Annotated in this window: 25 protein-coding genes and 1 pseudogene; 14 read left to right on the forward strand and 12 right to left on the reverse strand. The window is 50.4% G+C overall.

From position 1 onward, the window contains the following. Nucleotides 1-17: 17 nt before the first annotated feature. Nucleotides 18-842, forward strand: a complete 825-nt coding sequence (dapD, locus tag ACIDEJ_RS06195) for a 2,3,4,5-tetrahydropyridine-2,6-dicarboxylate N-succinyltransferase (RefSeq protein ID WP_411987210.1) — start codon at nucleotides 18-20, stop codon at nucleotides 840-842. A 145-nt stretch (nucleotides 843-987) separates the two neighbouring features. Here the strand turns inward: dapD and purU are convergent, their stop codons facing one another. The 3 genes from purU to ACIDEJ_RS06210 form a co-directional block, all read right to left on the reverse strand. After that, the gene (purU, locus tag ACIDEJ_RS06200) at nucleotides 988-1,824 is read right to left on the reverse strand and encodes a formyltetrahydrofolate deformylase (RefSeq protein ID WP_411987211.1); all 837 of its coding nucleotides are present in this window, start codon (nucleotides 1,822-1,824) and stop codon (nucleotides 988-990) included. Between the two features lie 107 nt (nucleotides 1,825-1,931). After that, nucleotides 1,932-3,437, reverse strand: a complete 1,506-nt coding sequence (locus tag ACIDEJ_RS06205; protein WP_411987212.1) for a PTS transporter subunit EIIC — start codon at nucleotides 3,435-3,437, stop codon at nucleotides 1,932-1,934. Further along, nucleotides 3,392-3,853 carry a flavodoxin gene (locus ACIDEJ_RS06210; RefSeq protein WP_411987213.1) on the reverse strand — a complete coding sequence of 154 codons (462 nt, stop codon included), beginning with the start codon at nucleotides 3,851-3,853 and terminating at the stop codon, nucleotides 3,392-3,394. Before ACIDEJ_RS06210 ends, ACIDEJ_RS06205 begins: the two co-directional genes overlap by 46 nt. Nucleotides 3,854-3,965: 112 nt before the next feature. Here ACIDEJ_RS06210 and ACIDEJ_RS06215 point away from each other — a divergent pair, with 112 nt between their 5' ends. Further along, nucleotides 3,966-4,130 carry a hypothetical protein gene (locus tag ACIDEJ_RS06215; RefSeq protein WP_411987214.1) on the forward strand — a complete coding sequence of 55 codons (165 nt, stop codon included), beginning with the start codon at nucleotides 3,966-3,968 and terminating at the stop codon, nucleotides 4,128-4,130. Nucleotides 4,131-4,138: 8 nt separating this feature from the next. Here ACIDEJ_RS06215 and truC read toward each other — a convergent pair whose 3' ends face one another. Further along, on the reverse strand, nucleotides 4,139-4,951 hold the full coding sequence (gene truC, locus ACIDEJ_RS06220) for a tRNA pseudouridine(65) synthase TruC (protein WP_411987215.1): 813 nt from the start codon (nucleotides 4,949-4,951) through the stop codon (nucleotides 4,139-4,141). After that, nucleotides 4,929-5,246, reverse strand: coding sequence for a YqcC family protein (locus ACIDEJ_RS06225; protein WP_411987216.1), 318 nt, complete (start codon nucleotides 5,244-5,246; stop codon nucleotides 4,929-4,931). The genes truC and ACIDEJ_RS06225 overlap by 23 nt, the downstream gene beginning before the upstream one ends. A gap of 105 nt (nucleotides 5,247-5,351) precedes the next feature. Here ACIDEJ_RS06225 and ACIDEJ_RS06230 point away from each other — a divergent pair, with 105 nt between their 5' ends. From ACIDEJ_RS06230 to ACIDEJ_RS06240, 3 genes are all read left to right on the forward strand, one after another. Then, a complete protein-coding gene (locus ACIDEJ_RS06230; RefSeq protein WP_411987217.1) occupies nucleotides 5,352-6,371 on the forward strand; it encodes a DUF3549 family protein in 1,020 nt (339 codons plus the stop codon). Next, on the forward strand, nucleotides 6,368-6,748 hold the full coding sequence (locus ACIDEJ_RS06235) for a DUF3301 domain-containing protein (protein WP_411987218.1): 381 nt from the start codon (nucleotides 6,368-6,370) through the stop codon (nucleotides 6,746-6,748). Before ACIDEJ_RS06230 ends, ACIDEJ_RS06235 begins: the two co-directional genes overlap by 4 nt. Nucleotides 6,749-7,446: 698 nt before the next feature. After that, nucleotides 7,447-7,782: a DUF2789 domain-containing protein gene (locus ACIDEJ_RS06240; protein WP_411987219.1), complete on the forward strand. Its 336-nt coding sequence runs from the start codon at nucleotides 7,447-7,449 to the stop codon at nucleotides 7,780-7,782. 25 nt (nucleotides 7,783-7,807) lie between these two features. On the opposite strand, the pseudogene ACIDEJ_RS06245 reads toward ACIDEJ_RS06240, so the two are convergent. After that, nucleotides 7,808-8,170: pseudogene (locus tag ACIDEJ_RS06245) on the reverse strand (DUF3192 domain-containing protein). A gap of 154 nt (nucleotides 8,171-8,324) precedes the next feature. Here ACIDEJ_RS06245 and ACIDEJ_RS06250 point away from each other — a divergent pair. Both ACIDEJ_RS06250 and ACIDEJ_RS06255 read left to right on the forward strand, forming a co-directional pair. Further along, on the forward strand, nucleotides 8,325-8,675 hold the full coding sequence (locus ACIDEJ_RS06250; RefSeq protein ID WP_411987220.1) for a coiled-coil domain-containing protein: 351 nt from the start codon (nucleotides 8,325-8,327) through the stop codon (nucleotides 8,673-8,675). After that, nucleotides 8,675-9,448 carry a Zn-ribbon-containing protein gene (locus ACIDEJ_RS06255; RefSeq protein WP_411987221.1) on the forward strand — a complete coding sequence of 258 codons (774 nt, stop codon included), beginning with the start codon at nucleotides 8,675-8,677 and terminating at the stop codon, nucleotides 9,446-9,448. Before ACIDEJ_RS06250 ends, ACIDEJ_RS06255 begins: the two co-directional genes overlap by 1 nt. Before the next feature lie 7 nt (nucleotides 9,449-9,455). On the opposite strand, the gene syd is transcribed toward ACIDEJ_RS06255, so the two are convergent. Further along, nucleotides 9,456-10,103 carry a SecY-interacting protein gene (syd, locus tag ACIDEJ_RS06260; RefSeq protein ID WP_411987222.1) on the reverse strand — a complete coding sequence of 216 codons (648 nt, stop codon included), beginning with the start codon at nucleotides 10,101-10,103 and terminating at the stop codon, nucleotides 9,456-9,458. 59 nt (nucleotides 10,104-10,162) lie between these two features. Here syd and queF point away from each other — a divergent pair, with 59 nt between their 5' ends. Beyond that, entirely contained in the window at nucleotides 10,163-11,020 is an 858-nt protein-coding gene (gene queF, locus ACIDEJ_RS06265; protein WP_411987223.1) for an NADPH-dependent 7-cyano-7-deazaguanine reductase QueF, read from the forward strand. 31 nt (nucleotides 11,021-11,051) lie between these two features. Here queF and ACIDEJ_RS06270 read toward each other — a convergent pair whose 3' ends face one another. Continuing rightward, a complete protein-coding gene (locus tag ACIDEJ_RS06270; RefSeq protein ID WP_411987224.1) occupies nucleotides 11,052-11,765 on the reverse strand; it encodes a 4'-phosphopantetheinyl transferase family protein in 714 nt (237 codons plus the stop codon). A gap of 257 nt (nucleotides 11,766-12,022) precedes the next feature. On the opposite strand from ACIDEJ_RS06270, the gene ACIDEJ_RS06275 reads away from it, so the two are divergent. Together ACIDEJ_RS06275 and ACIDEJ_RS06280 are read left to right on the forward strand one after the other, a co-directional pair. Then, nucleotides 12,023-13,015: a DUF4382 domain-containing protein gene (locus ACIDEJ_RS06275; protein WP_411987225.1), complete on the forward strand. Its 993-nt coding sequence runs from the start codon at nucleotides 12,023-12,025 to the stop codon at nucleotides 13,013-13,015. A gap of 134 nt (nucleotides 13,016-13,149) precedes the next feature. Next, on the forward strand, nucleotides 13,150-13,641 hold the full coding sequence (locus ACIDEJ_RS06280) for a glutathione peroxidase (RefSeq protein ID WP_411987226.1): 492 nt from the start codon (nucleotides 13,150-13,152) through the stop codon (nucleotides 13,639-13,641). Between the two features lie 960 nt (nucleotides 13,642-14,601). Here ACIDEJ_RS06280 and ubiT read toward each other — a convergent pair. Beyond that, nucleotides 14,602-15,129 carry a ubiquinone anaerobic biosynthesis accessory factor UbiT gene (ubiT, locus tag ACIDEJ_RS06285; protein WP_411987227.1) on the reverse strand — a complete coding sequence of 176 codons (528 nt, stop codon included), beginning with the start codon at nucleotides 15,127-15,129 and terminating at the stop codon, nucleotides 14,602-14,604. Between the two features lie 138 nt (nucleotides 15,130-15,267). Here ubiT and ubiU point away from each other — a divergent pair, with 138 nt between their 5' ends. Further along, entirely contained in the window at nucleotides 15,268-16,269 is a 1,002-nt protein-coding gene (ubiU, locus tag ACIDEJ_RS06290) for a ubiquinone anaerobic biosynthesis protein UbiU (RefSeq protein ID WP_411987228.1), read from the forward strand. Nucleotides 16,270-16,278: 9 nt separating this feature from the next. After that, nucleotides 16,279-17,130, forward strand: a complete 852-nt coding sequence (locus ACIDEJ_RS06295; protein WP_411987229.1) for a U32 family peptidase — start codon at nucleotides 16,279-16,281, stop codon at nucleotides 17,128-17,130. A gap of 4 nt (nucleotides 17,131-17,134) precedes the next feature. Here the strand turns inward: ACIDEJ_RS06295 and ACIDEJ_RS06300 are convergent, their stop codons facing one another. Further along, nucleotides 17,135-17,848 (reverse strand): DUF998 domain-containing protein, encoded by a 714-nt coding sequence (locus ACIDEJ_RS06300; protein ID WP_411987230.1) that lies wholly within the window; start codon nucleotides 17,846-17,848, stop codon nucleotides 17,135-17,137. 523 nt (nucleotides 17,849-18,371) lie between these two features. Here ACIDEJ_RS06300 and ACIDEJ_RS06305 point away from each other — a divergent pair. Both ACIDEJ_RS06305 and olsF read left to right on the forward strand, forming a co-directional pair. Next, on the forward strand, nucleotides 18,372-19,652 hold the full coding sequence (locus ACIDEJ_RS06305; protein ID WP_411987306.1) for a YjiH family protein: 1,281 nt from the start codon (nucleotides 18,372-18,374) through the stop codon (nucleotides 19,650-19,652). Nucleotides 19,653-19,817: 165 nt separating this feature from the next. Next, nucleotides 19,818-21,536: a bifunctional ornithine lipid synthase OlsF gene (gene olsF, locus ACIDEJ_RS06310; protein ID WP_459382713.1), complete on the forward strand. Its 1,719-nt coding sequence runs from the start codon at nucleotides 19,818-19,820 to the stop codon at nucleotides 21,534-21,536. Between the two features lie 54 nt (nucleotides 21,537-21,590). Here the strand turns inward: olsF and ACIDEJ_RS06315 are convergent, their stop codons facing one another. Both ACIDEJ_RS06315 and ACIDEJ_RS06320 read right to left on the reverse strand, forming a co-directional pair. Then, complete coding sequence (locus ACIDEJ_RS06315; protein ID WP_411987231.1) at nucleotides 21,591-21,881, reverse strand: TapY2 family type IVa secretion system protein; 291 nt, start codon at nucleotides 21,879-21,881, stop codon at nucleotides 21,591-21,593. Further along, nucleotides 21,878-22,270 (reverse strand): type IV pilin protein, encoded by a 393-nt coding sequence (locus tag ACIDEJ_RS06320; RefSeq protein WP_411987232.1) that lies wholly within the window; start codon nucleotides 22,268-22,270, stop codon nucleotides 21,878-21,880. The genes ACIDEJ_RS06315 and ACIDEJ_RS06320 overlap by 4 nt, the downstream gene beginning before the upstream one ends.

Here is a 22,270-nt window from a genome sequence, read left to right on the forward strand (position 1 = left end):
CAGACAGGAGTACATTTATGGAGGCGTTACGCCAACGTATTGAGGCGGCTTTTGAAGCCCGCGCACAGATAAGTCCGACCAGCGTAGACGCTAGCCTGCGAGCCGATGTGGAAAAAGTCATCGACATGCTTGACCGGGGTGAAGTACGGGTTGCCGAAAAAATCAACGGTAACTGGCATGTGCATCAGTGGCTGAAAAAAGCCGTGTTGTTGTCATTCCGGATTTTTGACAACGGAGTGATGGAAGGCAGCGAAACCCGCTATTTCGATAAAGTGCCGATGAAATTCGCCGACTACGATGACGCGCGTTTTCGCGCCGAAAGCATTCGTGTGGTTCCGCCTGCAGCCGCCCGCAAAGGCTCTTTTATTGCCAAAAACACCGTACTGATGCCCTCTTACGTCAACCTTGGGGCTTATGTGGATGAAGGCACCATGGTAGACACCTGGGCAACCGTTGGCTCTTGCGCCCAAATCGGCAAAAATGTGCATCTGTCTGGTGGCGTGGGCATTGGTGGTGTACTCGAACCCCTGCAAGCCGGCCCAACCATCATTGAGGATAACTGCTTTATCGGCGCCCGCTCGGAAATTGTCGAAGGGGTGGTGGTTGAAGAAGGCTCGGTGATCTCCATGGGCGTATTCATTGGCCAGAGCACCAAGATTTATGACCGGGAAACCGGCGAAATCCACTATGGCCGGGTACCTGCAGGCTCAGTGGTTGTGGCAGGGAACTTACCGTCAAAATGCGGAAAATACAGCCTGTATGCCGCCATCATTGTGAAAAAAGTGGATGCCAAAACCCGCGGGAAAGTGGGCATTAACGAACTGCTGCGCATTGTTGACTAATCCCGGCCTCCTCTGACGTTGGCGCATTGCATTTGCCCAATGAAGTCGTGCATGAAATAGAAACCCGCCATCAACAGGCGGGTTTTTCACGGGGATTGCATCGGATGAATTGCCAGGCAATTTTATCAGGCTGCAGCCAAAAGGCTTACTTGAATACCAGGGTTTTATTCCCGTTAACAACCACCTGATTATTCAGCACCAGTGCCAATGCCCGGCTCAATACGCTTTTTTCCACATCGCGACCGGCTTTGGCCATGTCTTCGGCGCTGTAGTTATGATCCACCGGGATCACGTCCTGTTTGATAATCGGCCCGTCATCAAGGCTGTCATTCACAAAGTGGGCGGTGGCACCGATGATTTTCACCCCGCGCTCCCATGCCTGACGATAAGGATTGGCCCCAATAAAGGCTGGCAGGAATGAGTGGTGAATATTGATGATCCGCTGAGGATACTGGCTCACAAAGCCCGGGGTCAGCACCCGCATGAACTTGGCCAGTACCAGATAATCCGGCTGATAAGGGGCAATCTCTTGCAGTAATGCCTGTTCGTGCTCCTCGCGGCTCAAGCCTTCGTGGGATACATGATGAAACGGTACGTCAAACTTGGCAGCCAACGGCGCCAGGGTATCGTAATTGCCCACCACTGCCGCAATTTCCACATCCAGCGCACCGTAATAGGCTTTCATCAGCAAATCGCCCAGACAATGGGCTTCTTTGGTCACCAGCACCACAATCCGCTTGCGACCGGCATCGATAAGGCGCATCTGGTTTTTGGCCGGTAAGACTTCTTGCAGTTCAGCAAGCAGCTGCTGTTCGTGAAACTCGCCTTCCAGTTCGGTCCGCATAAAAAAACGCTGCTGCTGATTATCAACAAATTCACTGTTTTTTATGATGTTTAACTGATGCTTAAAACAAACCCCGGTGATTTTAGCGATGAGACCGCGTTCGTCGGCGCAGTCCGTCATCAGAATTTTACGCTGCATTTGCTATTTACTTCTCCACATAACAACAAAATCGGCTGAAGAATATGCCACAGCAACCCTAAAAATTCTGCATAAATCTTAAAAATTCTAATAAAAATTTAAAAAATCTAACAAGTGCCACGATCCAGGCACTGCTGCATCTGCTGCCGCATGGCTTCGGCTTTGGTGCCAAAAACCACCTGCACACCACTGCCCACCACAATCACGGCTTTGGCACCCATCGACAGTAATTGCGGTTTGTCCACCAGCAACGGGTCCAGCACATTCAGCCGCAAGCGGGTCATGCAAGCGCCCAGAGAATGGATATTATCAGCGCCGCCCAGGGCGTTAATCAATAATTGGGGCATTTCACCGGCAACAGGGGGGGATGCCATGGGCGCTGGCGTGTATTGCGCCGGTTGCTGCGTCATTCTGCCTGGTGTTTTCAGGTTGAAAATCAGGATGGCGCTGCGAAATATCACGTAGTACAGCACCGCCGTTAACGGCCCCAGAATGAAAAACCAACTGGCATTGGCAGAGTTATGCCACATCAGCACCAAGTCCAGTGCTCCTTGGGAAAAACTGATGCCGTAATGCACCCCCAGCAACACGCACACCAGATAGGCCAAACCGCACAACAAGGCATGCAGCAGGTATAACAAGGGGGCCACAAACAAAAAGGCAAACTCGATGGGTTCTGTGACGCCGGTAAGCCAACTGGTGGCCGCCGCTGATAACATGATGCCGGCAACCCGCTGACGGGTATTGCCATCGGCGCACTGCCACATGGCAAAAGCGGCGGCAGGCAGCCCCCACATTTTGATGAGATAGCCACCAGCCAGATTACCCGCCTGGGGATCACCCGCCAGATAACGGGCAATCTCGCCCCGAACCACTTCACCATTGGCCGCATACTGGCCAAATTCCAGGAAAAATGGGGCATTCCAGATATGGTGCAATCCCAGCGGTAACAATAACCGCTCCACCACCCCATAAAGCGCAAACGCCCATTGGGTTTTTTGATAAACGGCCCAGTCTGAAAACTGCTGGATATGGTGTGCCAAGGATGGCCAGACAAGCGAAAAACACCAGGCCACGGCCAGCGCCAGCGGCAACATCAGCAAAGGGGCGCTGCGACGGCCTTCAAAAAAGGACAACACCATGGGCAGTTTTACAAACTGGCTCAGATACATTGCAAAACAGGAAACGCCACCAAGGATCATGCCACCGGCAATGCCGGTATCCAGCGTATTGACGCCAAGGGTTTGCACCCCCGGCAGTTGCTGATCAGCCACCAATACCCCCAAGCCGGCGGTAAAAACGCCGTAGCCGAAAACGGCACTGATGGCAGCCGCCCCCTGATCCCGACAAAAGCCCACGGCAATGGCCACGGCAAACAACAACGGCATCATGGCAAACACAAAGTTGCCCACATTGGACAACAGTGAAAACAACAAGGGCGGCAATGCACCGGACAACGAACCCGCCACCCCCATCATCAGCCCGGCAATGGGTAAAATGGCGATGGGCGTTAATAGTGCCTGACTGAGATTCTGGGCAAACTTAAACCAATGCTGGGTCAGGCCGTTTAAGGTTCGACGGATGCTGCCAGTGGCAGCCAGGTTTTGAGCCATGTTAACGCCTCGGTTTCAGGTTCCATGGTTTCACAGGCATCTATTTCCAGCCGTGAGCCGACACGTTTGGCACCCAGCTCACCCAATAGTGCATCCACCTGCTTACCGCCGCCACAGAAGGTGTTGTAGCTGGAGTCGCCCAGTGCAACCACAGCATAGCTTAATCCGGGCAGATACGGCGCCCGCTCTTTCATCATGGAAAACCAGGGCATGATGTTTTCCGGCAAATCGCCATCGCCTGTCGTGGATGTGACCACCAGCAACAGTTCATCTTCTGGCGGCACAAAGGCGGCCAACTGCTCTGATGGCCAAAACTGTACCTGCCATCCCGCGTCATGCAGGGCCCCCTCCAGGGTTTCTGCCACGTACTGGGCACTACCGTAAACTGATCCGAACACTATGTTGATTTTTTTCATGCTATACTTCGCGACCGGGAAATTATGTACCCAACATACTTTATCGACTGCCCCGCCTGCAACTAGACCAAGCAGCCGACATTATCCATCTAGTTCATAAAGGAACGCAGTAATGCGCCAGAGCAGCCGCCAAAAACTGATAAGACAACATCAGCGTCTCACCCATACCCGTAAAACCTGTTATTTCCGCACCATTCGCCAGCAGGATGAACACCATAACTTCCCGCTTGATGCCTATGTTCCCCTGCTGGACATGATGCAGCAACGCAATAAATAATCCGGCGGCTAACGGTCGGCAATCATAAGGGGCGTTGCCCCTGACAATGCAGCGTCATCCCAGCCCAGCGCCGTAAAGATTTTGGCCCATTCAGGCTCCGGCTCTGTCACCACACTCAAGGGGGCACCGGTCACCGGATGGGTCAAGGCGATTTTTTGCGCCAACAGCCATAAACGGTTAACCCCAAAATGTTCCCGGAAAAAACGGTTCTGTTTGCCATCGCCATGAGCGGTATCACCAATGATGGGGTGACGCAGGTGATCCAGATGGCGCCGTAACTGATGCTTTCTGCCGGTAAGGGGTTGCAAATGCACCAAAGCAAAGCGCGATGTGGCATAACGCCCTGACGAAAAAGGAATTTCGGTATTCAATAAGGGCTGATAACGAGTCACCGCCGATTGAGGGGCCTTGGGCTCACGGGATAGCTTGTCGGCAATATCATCCAGCTCTTCTTTTAAGGGATAATCCAGCACTCCGGCCTCGTGCATGTTACCGCGCACCAGCGCCAGATAGTGTTTCGTAACCTTTCTGGACTCAAACTGCACACACAACTCGTGGGCGATGTGACTGCTCTTGGCAAACAGCAAGACACCCGATGTGGGTCTATCCAGACGGTGCACCGGAAACACATGGCACCCCACCAGATCCCGGGTCATCTGCATGGCAAAAAAACGCTCCCGCCGAGCCAAATAGGTTTTATGCACCAGTAATCCTGCGGGTTTGTGAATTGCAACCAAATACTCATCTTCATACAGGATACGGATTTCAGGGACCACTTCCTGTGCCGTTAGGGCATTTTCACTGTCCACTGAGCAAGTCATCCAGCATCTCCAGCAAGGTGATAAGTTTACGGGTTTCAGGTTGTTCCGCCCACACGTACTGTGCCATGGGGGCAATGGCTATTTTGCTGGGCAACGGTTGGCGCGTCCGTAACAGCTGTTGCATCTTTGGCACCAAAATGAACTGCAACCATTGCTCCAGGGGCAAGCGGTCACAGGCAAAGGGCGCCGTACTGGCAAGCGCTTGCGGCGCTGGCGACTTTGGGCTCCACATTTGCAACTGTTTTAATTCCTGTTCAATGCCCTGAAGTAATACCTCGGTTTGCTGATAAGGCATGTTTTACTCAATCTGATATCGGCAATTAATTAATGGCCATCATACCATCCGCGGCCGGTTATCCCTATAATGCCGGGCTATCTTACCCCGCGACAGGATTTGTTTATGCACACCATTTCTACTTTTGGAGAGCTACTCTCTGCAGCGCATTGCCAGTATCTGATTTACGATATGGGCCGCAGGGTACAACCCATCGACGTGATGGCTTTTCATCAGATAGAAGCGCTGCGTGCCCCCTATCCTGCACCCATTCAGGGGCATGCCTGTTTTGCACTGGTATTTTGGGAACGCCCCGGCATGCCGTTTATCTGGTTCTTGAAAATGCCACTGGATGAACAAGGCCTGTTAAACCCAGCAGGACGTAGCCAATTCATTGAAATGCTGTTAACCGCCATGGGGCAAAATCTCCAAAATGAGCTCACCGAAGCACAGCAGCAGCAACTGGCCAACCACCCGTTCAATTTCCGCCCCTCCCAGGAAAAACTGGCACTGTTCAACGCCCTGTTACGCCAGCAGCAAGGGCAAGCGGCGTCCGTCCAATATGACTATGCCTGTCAGTATCTCGCGGGGAAAGCGCCATCACAGCAGTGGCAGGCGGTAGGGTTACAGGGACTGGCGGATATTTGTGCCAGAGCCCACTTGCTGGATCACCCCCAGCTGTTATGCCATGGCATCACCTCCAGTGCCATTGCCACCGAAGTCAAAATCGCCCTGTGCCAGCTATTGGAGCATATACAATTGCCCGAACTGCTGGCGCAAGAAATCGTGCGCTTGTTTCCCCAACAAGATGCCGTCCTGAAGCCTTATTATTTGCGGGCACTGGCTTCACATCCACAGCACTGTACTACCCTCATTAAGCAGCTTTCATTATCCCAGGGGCTGGATCAGGAGCTGTTATTGGCCATTGCGGCCCGCGTCTGGCACATTTTAAAACAGGAGCCATGCCGCAAAATTTTCCTGGAGTCACTGGCGCTACAATCACAGGACTTCTTTAACGGGATCTTTGCTGATATTGTGGCTATTCCGGCAATTCGACCCATGTTGCTAAATGAGTTACGAAGCCCGGACAGAAGTGTGCAACTCAGTGCCGCCATTGGCGGACTCTTCAGGAACACGCAAAAATGATGACTGATTTTTTATTGATTGCAGGGGTGGTAATCGTCGCAGCATTTTTTTGGCAATTGCGACAAATGGCTGAAATCTGCCGTCAGTTTGCCGAGCGCGAGAGCCAACGCCAGCGGGTGCAATTACTGTCGGTGGCCATGAGTGCCGCCCGCCCAGCTTTCAGCAGCAGTGGCTTGGGCTGGAAGGCCAGTTTTCAGTTCGAGTTCAGTACGGATGGCATCAACCAGTTTAAAGGGCACATCCACATGCTCGGAAAACGCATACAGAAAATTGAATGGCCGATTTTCCCTGAGCCGGAATGGAGCCAAGCGCCAACCAGCCGGGGAAGCATGGGAGGGGGCTGCGGTGGCAGCTGCCGTTCCGGTGGATGCCGATAACAATCCATCCGCCACATTGCGAAAAGGGATGGGCTTAATCCCAAAAGAATAGGCGCGACTCATAGAGCCGCGCCTTTCTGTCACATTGCTAAGCCATCCTGCTATACAATCTGCTCCCTGCACCATCCTTGCGAACGAAATGCGTCCCTGACTCCATTACCTTCCTGGCAATTCCCTGTATCAAATACGCTTCCCTTGCCACCGACAACTCCGTGTATCGGTCTTGACTCTATCCTTGAGCGTGTCCTTTATGTCCTGGGCATCCTGCCGCAACATCCTGTTGTTCATCCTGGGCATGGTTACATCCTGAACCATGTTCAACGTCCGTATTAACCAGCTTCCTGCCAGCTTACATTCCTTGTATCATCCCTAGAAAAAGCATCCTTTCTGTTGCTTCCCTTGCGTGATTGTCATCCTGACAATCTCCTTCAAGCGCCATTCCGTGGACGCTTTAAATATTACCCTAAAGGGGTATAAAAGCAGTATGTCGGCACAGGGCTTTTATAATGGCGGCAATCACTCCAAACACAAAAATGATTCAACATATTGATGTATATTGATTTTTATTATAACTGGCGACATGTCATCCACATTGTTTCCGAAAAGTCTCACAGCTTTGTAGGATATGTCTTACACGGTGACTGGCATTTAAGGAAAGCCATATGTCATAAACACCATAACGCTGACAACAGCGTTCTTTGCAAAATGTATCTTTAGCGAACACACCGACCATTTTGCCAGCAACTTTTGTGGGCAAATCTGCTGATATACTGATAGTTGGGCGCACAGGCAAAGTGAGAGACATAATGACCAATCCACATCAGATGACGGCGTTATTCCAACAATTGGGGCTGGAAAGTGATGAGACGGCAATCCGGGATTTTTTTGAGCGGCATTATTTGCCCCAGGATGTCATGCTGGCGGATGCCCCGTTTTGGACACCCGCTCAACGTGCATTTTTAAAGGAATCTCTGGCTTGCGACGATCAATGGGCGACCATTATTGATCATATGGATGCATCTTTACGGCGCTAAACCATGGTCTTCAAGAAAGGGGGATTTATAACTGGGCATAGGCTTTTTCGCCCCAGCCAATCAGCTGCTGCTGTTTAAAAACCAGCGGCGTGCATTCATCTTTTGTGGTTTTACCATCACTGTGCAGATGCCGGGTGCGATAATACAACACCTGCACCGCTTGCCCCTGGGACATAAATGCCTCGTTGATATCTGCCTAGCCCATGAGTTCTTGCACCTGTTGCTGTGTCATTCCCAGCTGTAAGCGGGAGATGTGCTGTTGATTATTTTTTTGCAATTGCTTCCAGTCATGGCCGTCATACTGATCTTTATCCGCCCCCACATTGACCACACAGGCGCTAAGCCCTAAGCTGGCAGCCCCCAGCAGGAGTAATTGTGCTTTATTCATGTTATCTCCTTGGTATCTTTTAATATTTCAACCTGAACCGGCAAAGCTAAAGCAAATCACAGGCCAATCTTTATATTGTTATTTATCAATGAATTAGATTAAACCTTTTGGCATAATTTGCATTTTTGACCTATCAGTGAGGTTTTTAACCAAGATGTCACCGGAATTAGCCCCCATTATTGCAGCGGCCATTGCCATTAACCGCAAAGGACACACGCCCACCCTTGCCCTGGTAAAAACCAGAATGGGCGGAAAAATCCCCATGCCACTTCTGGTGGCAGGCTTGCAGTATTTCAAAAACATGTCCAAAGAGGAGCTTGCGGCATTTAACGCGCCGAGCCTCACCGCGCCATCACCAGCCACAGCAACCGATGAGGCGGGACATCCGGATTTACTTGCCCGGTTAACCCAAATGCAACAGCAGGTTGACGCATTAGCGCAATATTGCCAGCAGCTAGAGCAACGCATCCTGCAACTCGAAAATGCAGCGCCGGAGCATGCCTGATGTTTGTCTGTGAGTTAAGGTTTGACTGTTTTGCCAATACCACCATTAGCTTGGCGGAAAGCGCCATCAACAACCTGCTGGAAGCCTGGCGGGCCAATGGCCAGATACTGGGCCGGGAGTTTCCTGTCGCCTTGCATGACGGTTCATTCAGGGTGCGGCTGCTGCTACCGGAAGAATCCAGCCTGGCCAATCGCTGCAACAGTCCTTGGGCCAAACAGGCATTGCGCCAGTTGTCGCAGGCAAAACTGCTGACACCACGGGAGAAACTGCTGGGGCAGGACATTAATTCCGAAATCAGCTGTACTGAACCGCCGTCCTGGCAGCTGTTGTACACCAGCTATGTGCATATGTGCTCACCGCTACGCAGTGGCGATAACCTGTTGCCCATCCCTCTTTACCAAGTGCCGGCAACCTTCAATGGCGATCACAAGCAACTTATCCGCTGGCAAACCGAATGGCAGGCCTGTGATGAGCTACAGATGGCCTCGGCCACGGCAGCGGAGTTTGCCGCGCTCCATGAGTTGAGCGATATTGACAGTGATCTTTTCCGGCGGGGCTGGGATTTGCGCGGGCGGATTGAATATTTGACGAAAATTCCCACCTACTATTACCTGTACCGCGTGGGCGGCGCCAATCGTCAACAGGAGCTGCAACGCCCGTGTCCGCGATGCGGTAATCCCCATTGGCACCAGGCACAACCGTTGCTGGATTTGTTCCATTTTAAATGCGACCACTGCCGAATTGTGTCCAACCTGTCCTGGGATTTTCAGTAGTAACTGATTAACGCTGTGGGAAAAGATTGCGCCACATGCGTTGCAAGCTGGTAAAAATGCCGGGATGATCCGGTCCGCCATGGTCATCAACAAGCTGCTGATGGCGAACAGCCTCTGACACCCGCGGTGACAACTGCCCCAAAAAGTCGGCCAGATTATCGGCCAGGCGTTCACATGGCACGTCACCGGGGCGTTCACGCCACACGGAGCCATCATGATTATCCACTGTCAGCATCTCATCCTGCCCGTCCAACACCCCAATGAACCAGGTAGGTGCCTGCTTCAGCTTTTGTTTCATCATCAAGTGGCCGATGATGTTTTGCTGCAAACGGGCAAAATCCGCTTCATTCCACACTTGCAGTAATTCACCGCAGCCAAAAGGGGCATCAAACAAAACGGGCCCCGCAAAAAAACGCCCGTAAAACGGCTCAATATCCGGGTGCAGGGATAATGACAGAGCCGCCTCCACATTGGCAAAAGAGGCGATCTCTGGCCGCATAACGGATTGCCATTGCACCGGATCATCAACTTCATTGGCGAGCATACAAACCGATGTTTCCCCGTCAGCATAATGCCGTGGAAACTCGCCCAAAGCTGATTGATAACACCGCTGGTAACGGTCAAGTAATTGTTCAAGCGCAACTGCACAAGACACTGATGGCTCCGCTGAATTCAGGTATAATGAACCCATATTCTTGCACGAAACCAGCAGCGATGACATCAAACCAGACACCTTATGATAATGCCGAGGCGTTATCAGAACTGACATTGGGGAAAAACACCCGTTATCAGGCCCAGTATGCACCACAACTGCTGCAGGCCGTTCCGCGCCAGCTGAACCGCGATGCCATTGCATTAAGTGATCCCATGCCTTTTCATGGGGCGGATATCTGGACGGCATACGAGCTATCCTGGCTCAATGCCAAAGGCAAACCCATGGTGGCCATGGCGGAGTTTCGTCTGGATGCTGCCAGCAAGCACCTGGTGGAATCCAAATCCTTCAAACTGTATCTCAACAGCTTCAACCAAACCAAAGTGGACTCCATCAGTGCCCTGCAACAGATGCTGCAGCAGGATGTGTCCCGCTGCGCCGAAGGTGACGTCACGGTGAATGTCATTGAGCCCAAGCAATTTGCCAGTCAGCGCATTGTGGAGCTGCCGGGGATTTGCATGGATGATTTGGACATTGAAGTGATGGACTATGCATTTAATGCCGACTGGCTGCACCACAGCACGGATGATAAACAACTGGTGGCCGAAACCCTGAATTCCAACCTGCTCAAGTCCAACTGCCTTATCACCTCACAGCCTGACTGGGGCAGTGTGATGATCCGCTATCAGGGGCCGAAGATAGACAGGGAAAAACTGCTGCGTTATCTCATTTCCTTCCGCCAGCACAATGAGTTTCACGAGCAATGTGTGGAGCGGATATTTACCGATCTCAAGCGGTATTGCCATTGCAGCAAACTCACCGTGTATGCCCGTTATACTCGCCGCGGCGGACTGGACATCAATCCGTTTCGCAGCGATTTTGAACACCTGCCAGAGAACAACCGTCTGGCACGGCAGTAGGCGATGCTGGATTATCTTCAGGGCAATACCGTCATTGTCCTGACGGTGGTGTTGCTATGGGAATGAGCTGGATGTCATCTGCAGTAAACCCCATCCTATGCCCCGCACCATGGCCCAGCCCCAGGGTCAACCCAAGATACCCATCAGCAAAGGGCCGATATGCATGGTACCAAGCCACGTTTTTTGCCATCCCCGTCCCCAAGACCGTTTGCCAGGCCGTTGTTATGGGCACACCTGTTTGCGGCAGTTGAAAACCAAACCCCTGCAGTGATTGGGCCAAACCGCGCCCGGTAGCCTTGACATAAGACTCTTTAAGCACCCAGAGCGGGTAAAAAACACGGGGGAAATCGGCTTCGGCTAACCCGCCTAACTGGGCATTCTCGGCCTCACTAAAATAATGTTGTGCAATGCCGCTGAGATTTCGCCTGGCCTTGGGTTGCTCCACATCCACCCCAAGGAACACATTGGCATCAGCATCATCGGCAATCGCCAGTACCAGCCAATCGCGGCTGTGACTGAGATTAAACTGCAAACGGTATTGCCGTTGCTGATGAGACAGCAGCGCAGGCTTTCCATATTCCCCCCGTTGAAACCCCCAGGCATCAGGTGCCACCTGTGCGTGATGCGACAAGCATGAGCGCAAGATTTGACGACTGACATGACGCCGTGATGCCAGCGCCGCGCGGCGGTGTTCCTGCCCGCCCGCTACAGAGGCAAAGCGGTAATGGTAAAGATAAATATTCATGGTGATAATTAAGGCAGCAAACACCGACAACAACTGGCTGTATTTAACGACAAGAACGCCATCACTGCCAGCATAAACCACAAGAATGAATGGTATTTGACTATAATTAATCACTCACAGGCGGCATGCATTGGCTGGCTTAGCCATTGTGTATTCATGCAGCCAATGCAAGCGTCATGTGGCATGTTTGCCCCATCCAAACGGCTGACAGACACCACACAGGATTTGGTACTTACCCCCCATAAAAGGTGTAAACCATGAAACCGAATAAACGTTTATCCATCGCATTGCTCACCACGGCCACAGCCTTGCTGCTGTCTGCCTGTGGTGGCAGTGACAATGACACGCCCCCTGAAAAAGAGCTGGCAAAGGTATCATTCGCCGTATCGGATGCTCCGGTTGACAGTGCTCAACAGGTTGTCATCGCCTTTGACCAAATTGAACTGGTAAAGCACGGCCAAGAAAATATTGTACTGGATGTGACAGGTGAAAACGGCGCCACTTACCGGCAACTGGACTTAATGCAATATCAAGGCACCGACAGTGCCATGCTGATTTCGGATCAGACCCTTCCTCTTGGCACCTACGACAATCTGATCTTGCATATTCTGGATGAATCCAGCGGCTCCGACCTCAGCTATGTGGTGAATGAGCGTGGGCAAATTCCGCTAAAACAACCCAGCCAAAAATTGCAACTGGGGAGCTTTACCGTTGATCAGAATGGCGTTCAACGTTTTACCATTGAATTTAATCTGCGCCAATCACTGGTGGAAAACCGCAATGGTAACCGCTTTAACCTGAAACCCCACGGCGTGAAAATTCTCCGTCATGGCAACCTGGCCGCCTTGTCTGGCAAGGTGGACATCAACCTGTTTAGTGCCGGGCAATGCCAAGCGGACAGCGGCAATTTCATGTATCTCTACTCAGGTCATGATCTGGATAGCGGCAAACTGGCCGATAACTATGATGCCTTGGTGAATACCGCCACATTGCCAGAAGCCATTATCGCCCCTTACGCCTCGACCGATGTGCATTGGAGTGATGGAAATTACGGCAGCTACAGCTTTGGCTACCTACCGGAGGGCGACTATACCGTTGCATTTACCTGCAGCGGTGAAAATGATGATCCGGAGCAATATCAAGCGTTCACCATCCCCAATCCGGCGATGCAGCTTCATGAAATCAGCATTGTTGCCGATCAGAATGTGCAGCAGGATTTTACTGACGACACCGCAGCCAATACCCCGTAATGCATGCATCATGATGACATCACCGCAGGGTAATGCCTGCGGTTATATCGCTGCCAGTGCAGCAAAATCTTTTACATCGTGATGGCAAAATAGCAATATCTCCATAGCCTATCATCTTAATCAGGAACCTATAGATGGATCATCGTATCTATGATGTTGAAGCCACGGATATTCATGGCAACAAAGTGCATCTCTCCCGTTACCGGGGCAAAACACTATTGATTGTGAATACCGCCAGCAAATGCGGCTTTACGCCGCAATACCAAGGGCTTGAAAAACTGTATCAGGAGTTTGCCCCCAAAGGGCTGGTGGTATTGGGATTTCCCTGTAATCAATTTGGCGCGCAAGAACCGGGAGACAATCAAGAAATTGAACAATTTTGCCAGCTCAATTACGGGGTCAGTTTCCCCATGTTCGCCAAAATAGAAGTGAATGGCCCCAATACCCATCCCCTGTACCAACACCTGAAATCCCAGGCCCCTGGCCTCTTGGGGTCAAAAAACATTAAATGGAATTTCACCAAATTTTTAGTCAATCAGCAGGGTAACGTGTTGAAACGCTATGCACCCACCTGCAAACCTAGCACCATTAAAAATCAACTTGTTGAATTATTTAACAAAAAATAAAGCTGTGCTTTTTTTCACCACAACAGGAACCTTTTAGACGGCAACCACTCAAAATCAGTGTGTGAAGGTTTTTATCATTGTTCTCCCTAGCCGGGCTTCTAGCGCAGCCCAATTGGTCCAGATTGGATCAAATAGGTGGTCAGGTACGACCGCCTTTTTTTATGCCTTTTTGTCCCGTTGCCAGAACCCAAGTCCGCCGCAATGGTTGCTATAAATAGAAATCTGGAATGGTATTGACGCTGGCCGCGCCTGTCGATGATGACTCCCTACCCTTGTAAATTCCTTTTCAAGCAATCTTATCGGATTGCTTTTTTCATGGCGGCCAACGTCTCTGAAAAATTTTTTCGCTGACACCGGAACTTTATCGCCAAGCGCTTATCTTATGTAATAAGACTTAGTCTTGTGTTTCATCATCTCCCTTGGGCAAGCATTGTTCTAGCGCATAGTGTTTGTCAGTTCTCAGAATTATTTTTCGGCAACCAATTAGGTTGCCGTTTTTTTATCCCGCAAAAAACGCAAAATAATGCTTTAAAACAAGCCAATAGCTATGCCATGGCATTAATTGCTACTTTACTAAAAAATTTTATAACTAAAAATGAACTAATCATCCCATGCTGAGTCTGATGTTATGAAACAAGTTTTCATTGTTCATCATTATCTCCCTTATTTAAGGATTGAAGTTCTAGCGCGCTTTTATCCTTAAGCTAAATCCCTCTGGCAACCTTTGGTTGCCATTTTTTTTGCCCCAGCATTTTCCCATCGCGTAACACCCGATATTGCCGCCGCTCCTCTCGCATCAAAAATTGCCTAAATTTTCAATTTGGGGGAACTGTTTGGTCGGCATCCGGTCAGACATATTGATAGGTTTTGATTTTTCATCATGTCCTCCCTTTTGAAATAGCGCGATTGTTCAGAATGTGTGTCTGAAAACATTAAGCGACCCGGTGGGTCGCTCTTTTTTTAGGCGGAAGGCACTGATGGGGAAGAAGGGATGGCAGCATTCTGTAACCATACCAATGATGTTGCCAGTCGATGCAGCAAGGCTTGAGCCGCTGAAGGTAACTTCTCCAAATCTATGGCCAGCAACATGTTTTTCACCTCAAGCCCCAATTCCGTATTGCCCTCTATACATAACCGACGCTGAAAAAACAGGGTGTCTGGATCTTCCATGGCTGCCGCGACCAGTAACAGATCATGACTGTTGGCACTCAGAGTGACATCAGGGGTGCTCAGCGGTCGTACCATAAAGCGGTTTGTAAATGTCACTTCAAAGGATAGTTGCAGATCCGGCACAGCAATCGCTACCCATTTATCTGTGAGAAAGCCTAATTCATCCTCGGCAATTTGCTCTGAAAACAGCTGTTGCAACAGTTGCTCAAGTATTTTTGATTTCACCGCGAACGGGATAATCACCCAGGGTTTTGCGGCCACTTTTGGGGTGATTACCAATATGTTTTTAGCCATGTGAGACAACAGGTTATGCTGCATTTCCTTCCCTCCATAAAAAGACCGGCAACCGGGCATTTTATCCATAATTGATAATCTCAAACCTGTCTTACATCAATTCTTCAGGTTCCGAACGCCGATACACTTATGTTTTTGTATTAAAAGGGAACATGCCGAGATATGGAACTTCTTTGCCCTGCTGGGAATCTGGTGGCATTGAAAGCCGCCTTAAATGCAGGCGCTGATGCGGTGTACTTAGGATTAAAGGGTGATACCAATGCCCGCGCTTTTGCCGGACTCAATTTCACCCCGCAAAAACTGCAACAGGCCATCACCTTGGTCAAGGGATGCCAGCGCAAACTGTACATGACCATCAATACCTTTCCACAGCCCGGCCAGGAACAGCGCTGGTATCATGCCATCGATCTTGCCGCACAAAGTGGTGTTAACGGGCTGATCATGGCCGATATCTCGTTACTGGATTACGCCCACCAACACTATCCGGAACTGCCGTTACACCTTTCGGTGCAGGCCAGTGCGACCAATCTGGCCGCGCTGGGTTTTTATCACACCCAGTTTAATATCCGGCGGGCAGTATTGCCTCGGGTGTTATCGCTCAAGCAGATTAAAGATCTGGCCAAACACAGCCCTGTGGATTTGGAAGTGTTTGCCTTTGGCAGTTTATGCATCATGGCCGAAGGACGCTGTCAATTATCCTCGTATGTGACGGGAGAATCGCCAAATGCAGGTGGCTCCTGCTCGCCGGCGCGTCATGTCCGTTGGCAAGAGCAAGGCCCGCACCGCCTGACCCGCCTTAACAATGTGTTGATTGACCGCGCCGCGCTTCAGGAGCAAATGGGCTATCCCGTCGTATGCAAGGGACGTTACTTGAGTGACAACTCAAATACTCCCCAATTTTTACTGGAATCCCCCACCAGCCTCAGCACGTTGTCACTTATTCCGGAACTGGCAGCCGCAGGCGTGGCATCACTCAAGATTGAGGGGCGGCAACGTAGCCCGGCTTATGTGGCTCAGGTTACCCGGGTGTGGCGCGATGCCATCGATCAATACCTGGCTGACCCGGCGCGTTTTCAGATCCAACAGCAATGGCAACAGGCCCTCAATAAAGTCTCGGAAGGACAAACCACCACCCTTGGTGCTTATGAGCGTAAATGGCAATAGGACGATGTAATGAAGATTTCTTTGGGACCCTTGCTCTATTGCTGGTCCAAACCCGATGTTTATGCCTTTTATGAGCAGGTAGCCGCCAGCAACATTCCGCTGGTTTACCTTGGGGAAAGCGTTTGCAGTCGCAGAAGGCAGGTAAAGTGGGCGGATTATCTGGCCTTGGCCAGAATGCTTAAAACCTCAGGGAAACAGGTAATTATCTCCACCTTGGGACTGCTGGAAAACGCCTCGGAACTTGGCGAGTTACAGCGGCAATTGGAAAATGGCGAATTTGTCATCGAAGCCAATGACATGGCCGCCGTGGCCATGGCCCATGAGCGACAACTCCCCTTTGTCTGTGGCCCGAGTATCAATAACTACAATCGCGCCACGTTGGATAAAATGGCTCAATGGGGGATGCAACGCTTCGTCATGCCGGTGGACTTGTCCAGAGATTGGCTACAGGCAGTATTAACGCCAATGCCGGCCTATGAAGCGGAAGTCATAGGGTATGGTCATCTGCCGCTGGCCTATTCTGCCCGCTGTTTCACCGCCAGACTGCAAGGGCTGGCCAAAGACGGCTGCAACACCGTGTGTCGCCAGCATCCAACAGGAATATTGACCCAAACCCAAGAGCACCAACCATTGCTGCGATTAAACGGCATTCAGACACAATCAGCCGCTTGCTACGATTTACGCCCCCAATTAACCGATATGACGGCCATGGGGGTTGCGTACTTCAGAGTCTCGGCATTTTCCAATGATTGCATTGCCACCGCCTCAGCGCTAACCACGGCCACCTTGGTTGATCAGGCACCCAGTACAAACGCATGCAACGGTTATTGGTTTGGGAAACCCGGCATGCAATGGCTGTGAAAAATCAATGCTGGCGCTTTAATGCCCTGAAGTTTTCCCACAACAAAGCTGCCAGCCACAGCATGAAACCGCCAAGACTCAGCCACTGCAGCAACGCCGGCCACCATAAAGCCGGCCTTAAACTCTCCAGCACCATTTCATGATAAAACGGACGGTTGCCCTCAGTCACATCCAGCTCAAACGCAGGCAAGAAAAGAAACAGTCCAAAACTGAGACAGCACACTAACGCCGGCAAAATGCCCAAACGCAATCCCGAGCTTGGCTGCGCCACCATTTGATCCACCAGATACAGCAATGCGCTAACGCTGCCCATGATGAAGAACCATTTCAGCATGAATACATGCAAGTGGTAAACATTCAAGGGGAAAAGCCCAATGCCTGCCAATGCCAGGCAAGTGATGGCCAGCCCAAGAAAACTGAGAGTACCGGTAATGGTGGAGGCTAACTGCAATGAATAAAGGCTAAACAAGACCAAACACAAACTACCGAAAAACAAGCCGCCGTTGAGTGTTACCGCCAGAGGCGAATGTCCGTAATTTCCCAGCTCGCTCATGGTGTGGTTATTAAAACAAAAACTCCCTTCCCCCAGCGTATCGTATCCGACAATGGAAATCCCCAGGCCGAGCACCAATCCCAGCAGTCCCATACACCCAAACCCCAGTGCCAGCTTGATCAGACGCTGTTCATTTTCCATCGCCAGCTCGCCCCCAGTATGCAAGTAAAGCACCCTCATGCCACGGTACTTCACGCTTTTCTAATGTCAGCCATAGATAGTTATCAAAGGTACATTGTTATAAGCTGATATGCCACTTGGCAAGCAAACTATTATCGGTATGATTTATACAAATGCGCACTCATGCTCATTTATGACAAAATTTTTTGAAAAATCTTTTTAATTACAAATAGCTGTTTCAATAACGCCAAACAATCACGCCACAACATCCCCTCTGGATTTTTAAGCGATTGCTAACGAATACTTACGCATGCAAGCCTGCATAAAGCCATTGTAAAAACAGCCAACACTCACCTTGCCAAAAATGTTGGTAATTGCGAATTTACAAGGGCGAGGCGAGAGGGTAACCTTACGCCATAGACAACCATTCAGTTTGCATAATATTGCATGGCCATCCAGCCAGAGATAAAGAATAACCACAGGCATTAACGTGACGAAATCCCAACCCCATACATTAAAAACCATCTTGACCTTCATAATTCCCTCACTGCTGGGGGTTTTGCTGTTCATGACACCGGTAAATTTCCAAGGATCAATTACCATTCCGGTAGCCATTTTGGCCAAAGGATTACAAAGTTTGCTGGGTGACGGATTAACCGGCATCATTCTCATCATTGCGGTGTTTATGGCGTTAGCCACACTTGCAACCAAGATTTTCAGACCCAAGTTCATCCGAACCAATGGGTTTCTTAATGCCTTGCTGAATATCAACCCCTTTTGGTTGACCATTCGGCTTATCGGTACCCTTTTCCTCATTCTGACCTTTAGCGACATTGGCCCTGAAGCCATACGTTCGGCCAATACGGGCGGACTGGTCATGAACGATTTGTTACCGGTACTTTTTTGCGTGTTCTTTTTTGCCGGCTTGCTCTTGCCGTTGCTGCTTAATTTCGGGCTGCTGGAGTTGTTCGGCACACTGCTGACCACCGTTATGCGGCCGGTATTCAATTTGCCTGGGCGTGGCGCCATTGACTGCATGGCCTCCTGGTTGGGAGATGGCAGCGTGGGCATCCTGCTTACCAGCAAACAGTACGAAGATAACCGCTATACCCAGCGAGAAGCCGCCATTATCGGCACCACGTTTTCGGCGGTGTCCATCACCTTTAGCTTGGTGGTGATCACCCAGGTGGGGTTAGAGGCCATGTTTTTGCCCTTTTATCTCACGGTTTGTGTCGCCGGGATCGTGGCGGCCATCATTGTGCCCAGGTTGCCACCGTTGTCATTAAAAAAAGACATTTACCTCAATGGCAATCCCCGCAAAAAAGATGATGAAACCGTCCCGGCAGGACATCATGCCCTTTCCTGGGGATTTCAGCTGGCGTTACATAAAGCGGCACATACCGGTGGCGTGAAGAAAGTTGTGGGGGAAGGGCTTAAAAATGTCGTTGACATGATTTTCGGGATTATTCCCGTGGTCATGGCCATCGGGACCATAGCCCTGATGATTGCCGAGTACACCCCGGTGTTTGATTATCTTGGCATGCCATTTATCCCCTTGCTCGAGTGGTTGCACATACCGGAAGCTACCGAAGCCTCCAAAACCATTGTGGTGGGATTTGCCGATATGTTCATTCCATCCATTCTGGCTAGCAACGGTATTGAAGCCGACATTACCCGCTTTATCATCGCGTCGTTATCTGTCACCCAGCTGATTTACATGAGCGAAGTTGGGGCGCTATTGATTGGCAGCAAAATCCCCGTCAACGCCTGGGAATTATTTGTCATCTTCTTGTTGCGTACCTTAATCACCTTGCCGGTTATCGCTGGCATGGCCCATCTGTTCTTCTAAGCATCCCCCAAAGAGAGCCTTCATAAAGGCTCTCTTTGCATGATATTGTCACAAGACTGCCATCCCGCCTTCATCTAGCCGTCAATATTGTGACTTATTGTCTGACTGAATCTGCCTAAAGTGTTTTCGCCCGGAAAACCTTGCGTCTCAGTTCAGGACATTACTATGATTTTTACCGTCGACAAAGTCATCGAGGATAACCTACCGCGACTCAATAATGCACCTTGGCTTGCCAAACCAACCAAAGCCATGTTGCGCTATCTGCTAAATGAACGTCAATGCAATGAAATTGCCTCACAATTCAGCCATTTAAAAGGCGTTGATTTTGTCGAACAGGTATTACAGACATTCAATATCAGCTACACCGTACCCGACGTACAACTGGAAAATGTCCCCCCCCAGGGGCGGGTGGTCATTTTTGCCAATCACCCCATCGGCTCGCTGGATGCGCTGGTACTCATTAAACTCTTAAGTGAAATCCGGGCGGATTTGAAGGTGGTGGCCAATGAACTGCTGATGGCCTTGGAGCCATTGCATAATCTGTTATTGCCCGTGCGTAACATGACCGGCGGGACACCACGACACTATCTGGAAAATATTCACGAGCATCTGCGCGATGAAGGCGCCGTACTGATTTTCCCTTCCGGAGAAGTCTCCCGTTTACGACCAAATGGCGTACGGGATACCCGCTGGCACAGCGGATTTTTACGAATGGCCATTAGCTGCGATGCCCCGTTGCTACCAATGTTTGTTGATGCCCGTAACTCCCCCACCTTTTATGGGGCATCCATGTTATACAAACCACTGGCTACCCTGCTGTTGGTTAAAGAGATGTTTAAGCAGGCCAATAATAATCTGCCGGTTCAAATTGGCGAGCTCATTCCGGCAGAAGCGGTAAACAGCAATGATTTTCCGCTGAAAACCAAAGTCAACCTGTTGAAAAACCATCTGTACCGCATCGGTAAAAACCGTCCAGGGCTATTTAGAACCCAAAGGGCCATTGCCCACCCGGAAAACAGGCTGGCATTGCATAAAGCGCTGGCAGAGTGCGAGCTTTTGGGGAACACCCAGGACAATAAACAAATCTTCCTCTATCGCCACCAAGGCAGCAATCCCATCATGCGCGAAATTGGCCGCTTGCGGGAAATTGCGTTTCGGGCCGTGGGCGAAGGCACCGGTGAACGCCGGGATACGGATCAGTATGATCCCCATTATTTGCACCTGGTGCTATGGGATCAGGCCGAGATGGAAATCGTAGGGGCCTATCGCTTTGCCAGCGCTCAGGCGCTCCATGCCGCCGGGCAGCCCATTTATAGTGAATCCCTCTTTAAATATCACGCCGACTTTGACCAATATTGTCAGCATGGGCTGGAGCTTGGCCGCAGTTTTGTGCAGCCCAAATATTGGGGCAAACGCAGTCTGGATTATCTGTGGTATGGCATCGGTGCCTATCTGGCCAAAAATCCCCAGTATCGATATCTGTTTGGCCCTGTCACCATCAGCAACCAACTGCCGGCTCCCGCCAAAGAGATGTTAGTGCATTTTTATCTGTCCCAATTCCCGGCGCAGCCCCTGGCTGAATCATTTCACCCTTATGTGCTGCCAACAGCCAAACAACGGGAGCTGGATCAAAGCTATCAGGGGATGGAATATGAACAGGCCTTCAAGCAGCTTAAACAGACCCTGGCAAGTATCGGTGCTGCGGTTCCCACACTTTACAAACAGTATGGCGAACTTTGCCAACCTCAAGGGGTGCAGTTTTTAGCCTTTGGCATTGATGCCGATTTTGCCGATTGCATTGATGGACTGGTCTTGGTCGACTTGGAAAAGCTCAAAGATAAAAAGCGCCAACGCTATATTGATTGCCACCACACTCATCATTGATAAAACAGCAAGGGCGTGGATAAACCACGCCCTTTTCATACCCGAAAATAAAGATTATCTGAGGGTTTGCTCATCCAGCTTTTGGGCTTGAGGTGAATGAAACTGCGTGGATAATGCCACACACTCTTTCACTTCTTTTACATAGTAGGTTTTACCTTTGTTATCGGTGCGTTTTGATGCCACCAATGCCGCCTGTCTGGCTTTGAAATCCTGCTCTTTCCATCGATAGAACCCTATCTCCTGCCCCATGGTGGTAAGCAGATGGCATTTATAGCTCACTTTGGCAGCCAGTACCGGAGCACTGCCCACACTCAACAATATCGCCATGACGAGAAATTTTTTCATTTCCAGCACTCCGCAGAAGGCCCCTTCGCTCCAGTGTCTGTCAGGGTAATGGTTTTACATTGGCTATCCCGGGTTGCCTGCGCACCTTGGGGCGTCGCCGTGATGGTAAAACTGCCGGTACCCACAGAATCCACACTGTATAACTTGTTATCCGTAAGATAAGGATCTGCCGTTAGCCCCAACTTTTTCATATCTTCTGCATAGGTGCGATTGTCCAGGTAGTACTGCTCCTGCAAATTGGCCACTTTTAACAACGCTGCATGGGCTTCGGCACGGTTGCTACGGGTAACATAATCGATATACGATGGATATGCGATTGAAGCTAGGATGCCGATAATCACCACCACTATCATGACTTCAATCAGGGTGAATCCAACAGTTTTTTTCAT

It is taken from the genome of Shewanella mytili, assembly GCF_046765975.1.
GTDB lineage: Bacteria > Pseudomonadota > Gammaproteobacteria > Enterobacterales > Shewanellaceae > Shewanella > Shewanella mytili.

Coding starts and splice junctions, on each gene's coding strand:
- dapD (WP_411987210.1), top strand. CDS start 18: ATGGAGGCGTTACGCCAACGTATTGAGGCGGCTTTTGAAGCCCGCGCA.
- purU (WP_411987211.1), bottom strand. CDS start 1,824: ATGCAGCGTAAAATTCTGATGACGGACTGCGCCGACGAACGCGGTCTC.
- ACIDEJ_RS06205 (WP_411987212.1), bottom strand. CDS start 3,437: ATGGCTCAAAACCTGGCTGCCACTGGCAGCATCCGTCGAACCTTAAAC.
- ACIDEJ_RS06210 (WP_411987213.1), bottom strand. CDS start 3,853: ATGAAAAAAATCAACATAGTGTTCGGATCAGTTTACGGTAGTGCCCAG.
- ACIDEJ_RS06215 (WP_411987214.1), top strand. CDS start 3,966: ATGCGCCAGAGCAGCCGCCAAAAACTGATAAGACAACATCAGCGTCTC.
- truC (WP_411987215.1), bottom strand. CDS start 4,951: ATGACTTGCTCAGTGGACAGTGAAAATGCCCTAACGGCACAGGAAGTG.
- ACIDEJ_RS06225 (WP_411987216.1), bottom strand. CDS start 5,246: ATGCCTTATCAGCAAACCGAGGTATTACTTCAGGGCATTGAACAGGAA.
- ACIDEJ_RS06230 (WP_411987217.1), top strand. CDS start 5,352: ATGCACACCATTTCTACTTTTGGAGAGCTACTCTCTGCAGCGCATTGC.
- ACIDEJ_RS06235 (WP_411987218.1), top strand. CDS start 6,368: ATGATGACTGATTTTTTATTGATTGCAGGGGTGGTAATCGTCGCAGCA.
- ACIDEJ_RS06250 (WP_411987220.1), top strand. CDS start 8,325: ATGTCACCGGAATTAGCCCCCATTATTGCAGCGGCCATTGCCATTAAC.
- ACIDEJ_RS06255 (WP_411987221.1), top strand. CDS start 8,675: ATGTTTGTCTGTGAGTTAAGGTTTGACTGTTTTGCCAATACCACCATT.
- queF (WP_411987223.1), top strand. CDS start 10,163: ATGACATCAAACCAGACACCTTATGATAATGCCGAGGCGTTATCAGAA.
- ACIDEJ_RS06270 (WP_411987224.1), bottom strand. CDS start 11,765: ATGAATATTTATCTTTACCATTACCGCTTTGCCTCTGTAGCGGGCGGG.
- ACIDEJ_RS06275 (WP_411987225.1), top strand. CDS start 12,023: ATGAAACCGAATAAACGTTTATCCATCGCATTGCTCACCACGGCCACA.
- ACIDEJ_RS06280 (WP_411987226.1), top strand. CDS start 13,150: ATGGATCATCGTATCTATGATGTTGAAGCCACGGATATTCATGGCAAC.
- ubiT (WP_411987227.1), bottom strand. CDS start 15,129: ATGCAGCATAACCTGTTGTCTCACATGGCTAAAAACATATTGGTAATC.
- ubiU (WP_411987228.1), top strand. CDS start 15,268: ATGGAACTTCTTTGCCCTGCTGGGAATCTGGTGGCATTGAAAGCCGCC.
- ACIDEJ_RS06295 (WP_411987229.1), top strand. CDS start 16,279: ATGAAGATTTCTTTGGGACCCTTGCTCTATTGCTGGTCCAAACCCGAT.
- ACIDEJ_RS06305 (WP_411987306.1), top strand. CDS start 18,372: ATGACACCGGTAAATTTCCAAGGATCAATTACCATTCCGGTAGCCATT.
- olsF (WP_459382713.1), top strand. CDS start 19,818: ATGATTTTTACCGTCGACAAAGTCATCGAGGATAACCTACCGCGACTC.
- ACIDEJ_RS06315 (WP_411987231.1), bottom strand. CDS start 21,881: ATGAAAAAATTTCTCGTCATGGCGATATTGTTGAGTGTGGGCAGTGCT.
- ACIDEJ_RS06320 (WP_411987232.1), bottom strand. CDS start 22,270: ATGAAAAAAACTGTTGGATTCACCCTGATTGAAGTCATGATAGTGGTG.